General features: G+C 65.4%; 8 protein-coding genes. 6 read left to right on the forward strand and 2 right to left on the reverse strand.

The features are described from left to right. The 3 genes from CIC12_RS24990 to CIC12_RS25000 all read left to right on the forward strand — a co-directional run. The coding region (locus CIC12_RS24990) for a dihydrodipicolinate synthase family protein (protein WP_174772184.1) at positions 1-295 on the forward strand (295 nt) is incomplete at its 5' end. 260 nt (positions 296-555) lie between these two features. Continuing rightward, positions 556-1,908, forward strand: a complete 1,353-nt coding sequence (locus tag CIC12_RS24995) for an MFS transporter (RefSeq protein WP_168667999.1) — start codon at positions 556-558, stop codon at positions 1,906-1,908. A gap of 200 nt (positions 1,909-2,108) precedes the next feature. Next, positions 2,109-2,852 carry a FadR/GntR family transcriptional regulator gene (locus CIC12_RS25000; RefSeq protein ID WP_121321620.1) on the forward strand — a complete coding sequence of 248 codons (744 nt, stop codon included), beginning with the start codon at positions 2,109-2,111 and terminating at the stop codon, positions 2,850-2,852. Positions 2,853-2,974: 122 nt separating this feature from the next. Here CIC12_RS25000 and CIC12_RS25005 read toward each other — a convergent pair whose 3' ends face one another. Then, positions 2,975-4,558 carry an aldehyde dehydrogenase (NADP(+)) gene (locus tag CIC12_RS25005; protein WP_168668001.1) on the reverse strand — a complete coding sequence of 528 codons (1,584 nt, stop codon included), beginning with the start codon at positions 4,556-4,558 and terminating at the stop codon, positions 2,975-2,977. 220 nt (positions 4,559-4,778) lie between these two features. Between CIC12_RS25005 and garL the strand changes: the two genes are divergently transcribed. The 3 genes from garL (at position 4,779) to CIC12_RS25020 (ending at position 8,752) form a co-directional block, all read left to right on the forward strand. Further along, positions 4,779-5,579: a 2-dehydro-3-deoxyglucarate aldolase gene (gene garL, locus CIC12_RS25010; RefSeq protein WP_168668003.1), complete on the forward strand. Its 801-nt coding sequence runs from the start codon at positions 4,779-4,781 to the stop codon at positions 5,577-5,579. Further along, positions 5,498-6,535, forward strand: coding sequence for a 2-hydroxy-3-oxopropionate reductase (locus CIC12_RS25015; RefSeq protein ID WP_342030567.1), 1,038 nt, complete (start codon positions 5,498-5,500; stop codon positions 6,533-6,535). Before garL ends, CIC12_RS25015 begins: the two co-directional genes overlap by 82 nt. A gap of 192 nt (positions 6,536-6,727) precedes the next feature. Further along, the gene (locus tag CIC12_RS25020) at positions 6,728-8,752 is read left to right on the forward strand and encodes a glycosyl hydrolase family 28 protein (RefSeq protein ID WP_168668007.1); all 2,025 of its coding nucleotides are present in this window, start codon (positions 6,728-6,730) and stop codon (positions 8,750-8,752) included. Between the two features lie 200 nt (positions 8,753-8,952). On the opposite strand, the gene ilvD is transcribed toward CIC12_RS25020, so the two are convergent. Continuing rightward, a partial coding sequence (gene ilvD / locus CIC12_RS25025) for a dihydroxy-acid dehydratase (RefSeq protein ID WP_238812883.1) occupies positions 8,953-10,758 on the reverse strand: 1,806 nt, incomplete at its 5' end.

Below are 10,758 nucleotides of genomic sequence, written 5' to 3' on the forward strand. Positions count from 1 at the left end.
GGGCGTGCCGGTGTACTCGTCGGCGGTGTTCAACTTCATTCCGAAGACCGCGATGGACTTCTACCGCGCGATCGCCGCTGACGACCACGCAACGGTCGGCAAGCTGATCGACGAATTCTTCCTGCCGTACCTGAAGATCCGCAACCGCCGCGCAGGCTACGCGGTCAGCATCGTCAAGGCTGGCGCGAAGCTGGTCGGCCACGATGCAGGCCCGGTCCGCGCACCGCTGACCGATTTGACCGAAGAAGAAGTGGCGCAACTCGACGCGCTGATCAAGAAGCTCGGAGCGCAGTAAGCAGTTGGCGTAACAGTGGCAAGAGAGCCGGCGGCCGTGTGAATACGGCTGTGCAAGCGGCTTTTCACCGCGAGCGCCCGGGACGGCAACGTCGCCGGGCGTTTTTGTACCGCGGCACCGGCTTCGCGCGACACCTCGGGCGAACTCGTGCCACCCGGCCTTCTGTTGCCGGGCCGGACCGGTTGGCCGGCATCACGACAGCTGGTTGCACCAGATTCCAGGGAGCCCTGCTCCCTTGCAAAAAAATTCAGGAGATGACCATGGAGATGAGCCGCACGGTGAATCCCGCCGACGCCACCACGCGCACCAAAGTGCGCTATGCGATCCTGCTGCTGATCTTTCTGATCACCACGCTCAATTACGCAGACCGCGCGACGCTCTCGGTCACCGGCTCCGCGATGCGCACCGAGTTCGGCTTCGACGCGATCCGCATGGGCTACATCTTCTCCGCGTTCAGTTGGGCATACGTGCTCTCGCAACTGCCGGCCGGCTGGCTGCTGGACCGCTTCGGCGCGCGGCGTGTGTACGCGGCGAGCATCTTCCTCTGGTCGCTCTTCACCCTGCTGCAAAGCTCGATCGGTCTGCTCGGCAGCGCGGGCGCCGCTGTCGTCGCGCTGTTCGCGCTGCGTTTCGCGATGGGCGCGGCGGAATCACCGGCGTTCCCGGCCAACGCGAAAGTGGTGGCCAGCTGGTTCCCGACCAACGAACGCGGCACCGCGTCGGCCATTTTCAACGCGGCGCAATACTTCGCCGCGGTGGTGTTCACGCCGCTGATGGCGTGGCTCACCCACGCGTTCGGCTGGCAGGCCGTCTATGTCGTGATGGGTGCGATCGGGCTCGCGTTCGCCCTCACCTGGCTGAAGGTGATGAAGAACCCCGCGGACCACCCGCGCGTATCGCGCGCCGAACTGGAGTACATCCAGCAAGGCGGCGGCGTCGTGACCGGCCACCAGAAAACGACGCGCGCCGACAGGATCGAAAATACCGGCGGCTGGTCGCTGGTGCGTCAACTGCTCGGCAACCGCATGCTGCTCGGCGTCTATCTCGCGCAGTACTGCATCAACGTGCTGACCTACTTCTTCCTGACCTGGTTTCCGATCTACCTCGTGCAGGCGCGCGGCATGACGATCCTGCAAGCGGGACTCGTGGCATCGCTGCCGGCGATCTGCGGCTTCTCGGGCGGCGTGCTCGGCGGCGTGCTGTCGGACGGCATGATCCGGCGCGGTCACTCGCTGACGGTGGCGCGCAAGGTGCCGATCGTCGGCGGCATGCTGCTGTCGGTGAGCATCATCGGCTGCAACTATGTGTCGACCGACTGGATCGTGGTCGCGCTGATGTCGCTCGCGTTCTTCGGCAAAGGCATTGGCGCGCTCGGCTGGGCGGTGGTCGCCGATACGTCGCCGAAGGAAGCGCTCGGCCTGTCGGGCGCGATCTTCAACATGTTCGGCAACGTCGCGGGCATCGTCACGCCGATCGTGATCGGCTACCTCGTCGCGCGCACCGGCTCGTTCAACGGCGCGCTGGTGTTCGTCGGCGCGAACGCGCTGCTCACGGTGTTCAGCTATCTCGTGATCGTCAAGGACATCAAGCGCGTCGAGCTGCGCGAGGCCTGAGGCCGCGCGAGCGGTTATCGTACTTCCGGGCGCCTCGCGCGCGCGCCACTGGTGCTGCGCAAGGCGCTTTCGGCACGCGCCGACGCCGCTCGGGCGCCGGCGCTGAAAATGATCCGGCGTTTTTATAATCAGTCGTCAGACGACGGTATAATGAACTTGCAGAGCGTATCTGCAACTATCTGATTCAAGGGGCGTTTTCGATGGCTACTCCACTGGCATCCGCGGCACCGCCACGACGCGCTCGCAATCTTGCCGAGTTCGTCGTGAACTACGTCACCGAGCAGATCGCGACCAACGCGCTGAAGCCCGGCGACAAACTGCCGACCGAATCGCAGCTGATGGTCACGCTGAGCGTGAGCCGCACCGTGATTCGCGAAGCGATTTCACGTCTGCAGGCAGGCAAGATCATCGAGACGCGGCACGGTATCGGCAGTTTCGTGCTGGAGCCGCAGCGCGAAAAGCTGGGCATCGACATGGTGCCGGCCACCACGCTGCGCGACGTGCTGTCCATTCTCGAGCTGCGTATCAGCCTCGAGACGGAGTGCGCCGGTCTCGCCGCGCAACGCGCGAAGACGGACGACCTCGCGCGCATGCGCGCCGCGCTCGACGCGATCGAAGCGACTCGCCACAACGGGCTCGATAGCGTCGACGCCGACCTGCAGTTCCATATTTCGGTGGCGCGCGCCACGGGCAACCGCTATTTCGTCGACATCCTCACGCAAATGGGCAGCGCGCTGATTCCGCGCAACCGGCTCGACTCGGCCGGCATTGCGCGCGCGGAACCGGACGCGTATCTGTCGCTCGTCAACCTCGAGCACGAAAGCATTCTCGAAGCGATCTCGCGGCACGATGCGGAAGGCGCGCGCGCGGCAATGCGCATGCATCTGTCGAATAGCCGTGAGCGGCTGCGGCGCGCGAACGAAGTGAGCGAGGCGAATAGCTGATTCACCAGGCTGCGCGCAAAAGAAAAATGGCCGGGATTTCCCGGCCATTTTTTTATTCTGCTTCGCTTTTATCTCACGCTCGCGGCCCGCTCACTTGCAGGCCACGAGAGCAAGGTCGATCTTTAGCCGCGCGTGATTTCGCCGTCGCGACGACGCCACAGGTCGAGCGGATTGCCGTCGGCCAGCGCCTGCGGCAGCAGTTCCGCCGGGAAGTCCTGGTAGCACACCGGGCGCAGGAAGCGCTCGATCGACGTGGTGCCGACCGACGTCGCGCGGCTGTCCGACGTCGCCGGGAACGGGCCGCCGTGCACCATCGCGTGCGACACCTCGACGCCCGTCGGGTAGCCGTTGACCAGAATCCGCCCTGCCTTGCGCTCGAGAATCGGCACCAGCTTCTTCGCGGCGGCGATGTCGGCGCTGTCCATCTGCAGCGTCGCGGTCAACTGGCCGGCGAAGTGCTCGGCCACCTTCAGCATTTCCTGCTCGTCCTTGCAACGCACGATGGTCGACACCGGGCCGAACACTTCGTCTTCCAGCGCCGGGTTGGCGAGGAAAGTCTGCGCATCGGTCACGAACAGTGCCGCGCGAGCCTGCGTCGGGCCGCTTGCCTCGACACCGCGCGCCACTGCCTCGACGCCCCTCGTCGCCGCGAGCTTGCTTTCGCCGTCCTGATACGCGGCATGAATGCCCGCCGTCAGCATGGTTTGAGCCGGCTTGCCGCTCAGCGCTTCCGACGCCGTCGCGACGAAGCGCTTCAACGCGTCGCTGTCGAGAACGATGGCGAGACCCGGGTTGGTACAGAACTGACCCGCGCCGAGCACGAGCGAATCGACGAAACCGCGCGCGATGCTGTCGCCGCGTTGCGCCAGCGCGTTCGGCAGAATGAACACGGGGTTGATGCTGCTCATCTCCGCGTAGACCGGAATAGGCTCCGCACGCGCCGCCGCGACGCGCATCAGCGACGTGCCGCCCGCGCGCGAACCGGTGAAGCCGACCGCCTTGATCGCCGGATGCGCGACCAGCGCTTCGCCGACCAGATTGCCCGCGCCGACGATCATCGAGAACACGCCTTCAGGCAAGTCCATTTCCTGCGCGACGCACTGGATCACACGGCCGACCATTTCCGACGTGCCGAGGTGCGCGCGGTGCGCCTTCACGACGACCGGGCAACCGGCCGCGAGCGCCGCCGCCGTATCGCCGCCCGCCACCGAAAACGCGAGCGGGAAGTTGCTGGCGCCGAACACCGCGACCGGGCCGAGCGCGATCTTCTGCATACGCAGATCCGAGCGCGGCAGCGGCTTGCGCTCCGGCAGCGGCGAGTCGAGCGTCACGGCGAGCCATTGGCCGGCGCGCACGACCTGTGCGAACAGCTTGAGCTGGCCGGTCGTACGGCCGCGCTCGCCTTCGAGACGCGCCTTCGGCAGACCCGATTCCTGATGCGCGCGCTCGATCAGCGCGTCGCCCAGCGCCGCGATGCCGTCGGCGATACGTTCCAGAAACTCGGCGCGCACCGTCAGCGGCAATGCGCGGTACGGGTCGAACGCCTGCTGCGCGAGTTCACACGCACGCTCGACCTGAGCGACGCCGCCGCTGCCGAAAACCGGCTCGGCGATCTCGGACCCCGTGGCAGGATTGACCGCGTGCAATGGTTGTTCCTCGCCGCGCACTGCCTGGCGGCCGATCAGCATTTCGCCGGAAATAGACATTTTTGCTTTCCTTAAATAAAGGCTTGAGATATAAGTCATCCTACAACATAGGGGCCCTGCCACGCAAGCTGAAAGGCCTGTCTGGCGGGGAATGCGGGTTTACGTGGCCGTTACAACCCACGGGGTCAATGCTAACCTGAGACAAGACATACGACGACTTATAACACCCGCCTAGCCGCCGTCGGACTCGCCCGATCCATTGCCGTTCGAGGAGATACCCATGCCGTCTGTCACGCCCTACCAGGCCCTACCCAATCGCTTCCGGCGCGCGGTTTGCGCCGGTGAAACCCAGATCGGCTGCTGGGCGTCCCTCGCCAGTCCGGTGGTGACGGAACTGCTGGGCGGCGTCGGCTTCGACTGGATGCTGCTCGACGCCGAGCACGCGCCTAACGACGTGCTCACGCTGATCCCCCAGCTGATGTCGCTCAAGGACAGCGCGAGCGCGCCGGTGGTACGGCCGCCGGCCAACGACAGCGTGTTCATCAAGCGACTGCTGGACAGCGGCTTCTCCAACTTCCTCGTGCCCTTCATCGAAAGCGCCGACGACGCGGCCCGCGCGGTCGCCGCGACGCGCTATCCGCCGCAGGGCATTCGAGGCGTGTCGGTGAGCCATCGCGGCAACCGCTATGCGGCCGTGCCCGACTACTTCGACGTCGCCAACGACAACATCTGCGTGATTGTACAGATCGAGAGCCGCAAGGCCGTCGACGCGATCGACGAGATCCTCGCGGTGGACGGCGTCGACGCGGTGTTCATCGGTCCGTCCGACCTCGCGGCCGGCTACGGCCGCCTCGGCAACGCGAGCCATCCCGACGTGCAACAGGCGATCGCGCAGGTTTTCGCGCGCGCCCAGGCGGCCGGCAAGTCGAGCGGCATTCTCGCGCCGGTGCAGGCTGACGCAGAACGCTATCTGTCGATGGGCTGCCGCATCATTGCGGTGTGCGCGGACATGGGCATGTTGAAACACGCCGCACAGACGGTTCAGAAACACTTCATGCAGAAACCGGCGGACGAGGCCTGAACCCCGGCGCCAAACCAGACACGGGCGGCGGCACGGCCGCCACGACATCTTCGGAGCATTCCATGCAAAAAGCAGGCTTTATCGGACTCGGCATCATGGGCAAGCCCATGGCCGCCAACCTTCTCAAGAACGGCGTCGCGCTGGCCGCGTTCACGCGCAGCGGCGTGCCCGATGAACTCACCCAGGCCGGCGCCGTCGCGTGCGACAGCCCCGCCGCGGTCGCCGCGCAGGCCGACGTGATCTTCATCATGGTGCCGGACACGCCGGACGTCGAACGCGTGCTGTTCGGTGAACAGGGTGTGGCCAGCGCCTTGCGCGCGGGCCACACGGTGGTCGACATGAGCTCGATCTCGCCGATGGCCACGCGCGAATTCGCCGCGCGCGTGCGCGAGCGCGGCGCGGACTATCTGGACGCGCCGGTGTCGGGCGGTGAAGTCGGCGCCAAGGCCGGCTCGCTGACCATCATGGTGGGCGGCGAAACCGCGACCTTCGACAGCGTCAAGCCGCTCTTCGACATGATGGGCAAGAACGTCACGCTGATCGGCGCGGTGGGCGCGGGTCAGGTGTGCAAGGTCGCCAATCAGGTGATCGTGGCCGCGACGATCGAAGCAGTCGGCGAGGCGCTCCTGCTCGCGTCGAAGGCCGGCGTCGATCCGGCGCGCGTGCGTGAAGCGCTGATGGGCGGCTTCGCCTCGTCGCGCATCCTGGAAGTGCACGGCGAGCGCATGACCAAGCGCACCTTCGATCCGGGCTTTCGCATCGAACTGCACCAGAAGGACCTGAACCTCGCGCTGTCGACCGCGCAAGCGCTCGGCGTATCGCTGCCGAACACCGCCACCTGCCAGGCGCTGTTCAATGCGTGCGTCGCGCATGGCGGCAAGGCGTGGGACCACTCCGCGATGGTGCGCGCGCTCGAAGTGCTCGCCAATCACGAAATCGGCCAGCAACCCGCTTAACGCCGCACGTCCCTGCTCGCCTTTCCATCGGTTCCATGCAGAGGGAGCCGTGGAAGGGCGCGCGCTCACACTCGCGAGTGTGAGTCCATTGCCGTCGTCGTCCACTCTTTACAAAATAGTAAGGATCACTACTGGTCGCCCCATCATCACCCACGATTACTGACAACGCCCGCAAAGGGCAAGGAGACATCCGTGACAACCCGGTATAAAAATAACGGCCAGCGCAACGCATCGAGAAACCGCCAGCAGAGCGAACCCCATTCGCCCGCACGCCGTGCCTTCATCGTGCTGGCTGGCACGTCCGCAGGCGCGACCCTGCTGGGCGGCCTGTCCGCTTGCGGCAGCTCCCTCGACGATTCGCCCGCCACGCCGAGCGCACCGCCGGTGGTGCAGGACCCGATCTGGGGCTCGTCGGGCGCGGCCACGCAGATCATCGCGTCGTTGCAAGGCATCAGCCAGTCGATGTTCCCCGCGCGCGACTATCTGGTCACCCAGTACGGCGCGCAGCCCTGCTCCGTGATCGCCGCGAGCAATCCGTACACGGGCTCGGCATCGCTCACGAGCCCCGGCTCGGAACAGACCAACGCCGCCAGTTCGTTCGATTCCAGGCCCGCGTTTCTCGCCGCGATCCAGGCCTGCAACGCGGCCGGCGGTGGTCGCGTGGTCGTGCCGGCGGGGACGTGGTATTGCGCAGGCCCGATCGTCCTGCTCAGCAATGTGAACTTCCACCTGAGCGCGAACTGCACGATCTACTTCAGCCCGAATCCCGCCGACTACGCGAAGGACGGCCCGGTGAACTGCGGCGCCAACGGCAACCTCTTTTATAGCCGCTGGCAGGCAAACGATTGCCTCAACTACGGCTCGCCGGTTTACGCGCGCAACCAGACCAACATCGCACTGACCGGCGAAGACGCCACCTCCGTGCTCAACGGCCAGGCGATGACACCGTTCGCCGGCACCGGCAACACCGCCACCTGCTGGTGGACCTTTAAAGGATCGAACGGCGCGTACGGCTGCGTGAACTCGACGACGCCTTCGCAGGTGTCGATCAATTCCAACAACGTCGATCTGCGCACCGCGGTACCGGGCATTTCCGACGCGCTCTATGCGCAGCTCACGAGCCCCACCACGCCGTGGCAAGAGGACGCGAACTACTTGCCCGCGCTGTCGGAGGCGGGCGTGCCGATCGAGAAGCGGATCTTCGGCATCGGGCACTACCTGCGTCCGTGCATGGTCGAATTCCTCGGCTGCACCAACGTGCTGATGGAGAACTACACGACCAACAACACGCCGTTCTGGCAGCATCATCCGACCGATTGCAAGAACGTCGTGATTCGCGGCGTGACGACCAACAGCATCGGCCCGAACAACGACGGCTTCGATCCGGATGCGTGCGACAACGTGCTGTGCGACGGCGTGACCTTCAACACCGGCGACGATTGCATCGCCATCAAATCGGGCAAGGATCTCGACACGCAGTACGGCCCCGCGCAAAACCACGTAATCCAGAACTGCACGATGAACAGCGGCCACGGCGGCATCACGCTCGGCAGCGAAATGGGTGGCGGCGTGCAGAACATCTACGCGCGCAATCTGCAGATGCTCAACCAGAACTGGGCGACCAATCCGCTGAACATCGCGATTCGCATCAAGACGAACATGAATCGCGGCGGCTTCGTGAAGAACTTCTACGTCGATACGGTTGCGCTGCCCAACGGCGTGGCGCTGAAAGGCTCGGGCTACGGCAGCGCGTTGCTGGCCGGCAGTCCGATCAACGGCACGGTGCCGCTCGGGGTGGTCACGGCGACGGCGGCCAATCCGTCGGCGGCGCAAGGCGGCCTGATCACGTTCGATTGCGACTACCAGCCCGCCAACGACGCGATCCGCACCCGTCCGGCGGTCGTGCAGAACGTCAACATCTCGAACGTGCAGGCGAGCAATGTGACGCTCAACGGCGTGACGGGTTCGTGTTTTCAGGCGATCGTCGCGCAAGGGCCGGTCGCGTTCGACTACAACGGCTCGACACCGGCGCCGACGGTGCCGGCGATCACCGGCGTCACGATCTCGAACTGCAACCTGGGCACAGCGGTCTGCGCAGGACCGGCCAGCGCCAGCACGCCGGGCCCGATTTACGCGTACAACGTCAATGGCATCGCGTTGAACAACGTGGTGATCGGCTCGACGACCTACAACACGACGGTGGTCGATCAGCGGTAAAAGCGTGAACGTCGCGGGGTGAAAGCGGGCGGCTATTGTTTGCTCTTTGCCCCGGGCGCTGGAGCGACGATCGCTGGTTGCGCGGCCACTCGCTCACGCCGTCGCCGCGCGCGAAGCCGCAACACACCAGACAGGCAAAAAAAAGCCGCTCCGAAGAGCGGCTTTTTTACACGCGAGCAGGCGCGAAGTGCGCCGCCAAATTAGTCGTCGAGCAGCGACAGGTCGCGCACCGCACCCTTATCGGCCGACATGACCAGCTTCGCATACGCCTTGAGCGCCGCCGACACCTTGCGCGGACGCGGCTTGGCGGGCTTCCACCCCTGCGCGTTCTGCGCTTCGCGGCGGCTCGCCAGTTCCTCGTCGGACAGCAGCACGTTGATCGTGCGGTTCGGAATGTCGATGCGGATCTTGTCACCGTCGCGCACGAGGCCGATCGCGCCGCCCGCCGCCGCTTCCGGCGAGCAGTGGCCGATCGACAGGCCCGACGTGCCGCCCGAGAAGCGGCCGTCCGTCAGCAGCGCACACGCTTTGCCGAGCCCCTGCGACTTGATGTAGCTCGTCGGATAGAGCATTTCCTGCATACCCGGGCCACCCTTCGGACCTTCGTAGCGCACGATCACGACATCACCGGCCTTGACCTTGCCGGCGAGGATGTTCTCCACCGCCTCGTCCTGCGATTCGGTCACGTGAGCCGAGCCCTCGAACACGAGAATGCTCTCGTCGACACCCGCGGTCTTCACGACGCAGCCGTCGAGCGCGATGTTGCCCGTCAGCACCGCAAGGCCGCCTTCCTTCGAGAACGCATGCTCGTACGAGCGGATGCAGCCCTCGGCGCGATCGAGATCGAGACTCGGCCAACGCGTGTTCTGGCTGAACGCGATCTGGGTCGGCACGCCGGCCGGGCCCGCCATGTAGAAGGTACGGACCGCGTCGTCCCGAGTGCGCACGATGTCCCACTGATCCAGCGCGTCCTTCAGCGTTGCCGCATGCACCGTCGGCACGTCGGTGTGCAGCTTGCCGGCGCGGTCCAGCTCGCCGAGGATGGCCATGATGCCGCCCGCGCGATGCACGTCTTCGATGTGGTACTTGTTGGTGTTCGGCGCCACCTTGCACAACTGCGGCACGATGCGCGACAGACGGTCGATGTCGGTCATCGTGAAGTCGATGTCCGCTTCGCGCGCGATCGCCAGCAGGTGCAGGATCGTGTTGGTCGAGCCGCCCATCGCAATATCGAGCGTCATTGCGTTTTCGAACGCCTTGAAGCCCACCGCGCGCGGCAGAATGCTCGCCTCTTCCTGCTCGTAGTACTGGCGGGCCAGTTCGACGATGCGGCGGCCGGCGCGTTTGAAGAGCTGCTCGCGGTCCGCGTGCGTGGCGACCACGGTGCCGTTGCCCGGTAGCGAGAGGCCCAGCGCTTCGGTCAGGCAGTTCATCGAGTTCGCCGTGAACATGCCCGAGCACGAACCGCAGGTCGGGCAGGCGGAGCGTTCCACCTCGGCCACGTCGGCGTCGGAATAGGCCTTGTCGGCGGCGATCACCATCGCGTCCACCAGGTCGAGCTTCTTGAACTCGATGGTGCCGGTTTTTGGATTGGCGAGGCGCGTCTTGCCGGCTTCCATCGGGCCGCCGGACACGAAGATCACCGGAATGTTCAGGCGCATCGCGGCCATCAGCATGCCAGGGGTGATCTTGTCGCAGTTCGAGATGCACACCATCGCGTCGGCGCAGTGCGCATTGACCATGTACTCCACCGAATCCGCGATGATGTCGCGGCTCGGCAGCGAATACAGCATGCCGTCGTGGCCCATCGCGATGCCGTCATCGACCGCGATGGTGTTGAATTCCTTGGCTACGCCGCCGGCGGCTTCGATTTCGCGCGCGACGAGCTGGCCCAGGTCCTTCAGGTGCACGTGTCCGGGCACGAACTGGGTGAACGAATTGACCACCGCAATGATCGGCTTGGAGAAGTCTTCGTCTTTCATGCCGGTGGCGCGCCACAGGGAGCG

The sequence above is a fragment of the Paraburkholderia sp. SG-MS1 genome, assembly GCF_012275575.1.
Classification (GTDB): Bacteria; Pseudomonadota; Gammaproteobacteria; order Burkholderiales; family Burkholderiaceae; genus Paraburkholderia.

What these genes read in the sequence shown, in the direction of transcription:
- CIC12_RS24995 (WP_168667999.1), top strand. Translation starts at nt 556, where the DNA reads ATGGAGATGAGCCGCACGGTGAATCCCGCCGACGCCACCACGCGCACC.
- CIC12_RS25000 (WP_121321620.1), top strand. Translation starts at nt 2,109, where the DNA reads ATGGCTACTCCACTGGCATCCGCGGCACCGCCACGACGCGCTCGCAAT.
- CIC12_RS25005 (WP_168668001.1), bottom strand. Translation starts at nt 4,558, where the DNA reads ATGTCTATTTCCGGCGAAATGCTGATCGGCCGCCAGGCAGTGCGCGGC.
- garL (WP_168668003.1), top strand. Translation starts at nt 4,779, where the DNA reads ATGCCGTCTGTCACGCCCTACCAGGCCCTACCCAATCGCTTCCGGCGC.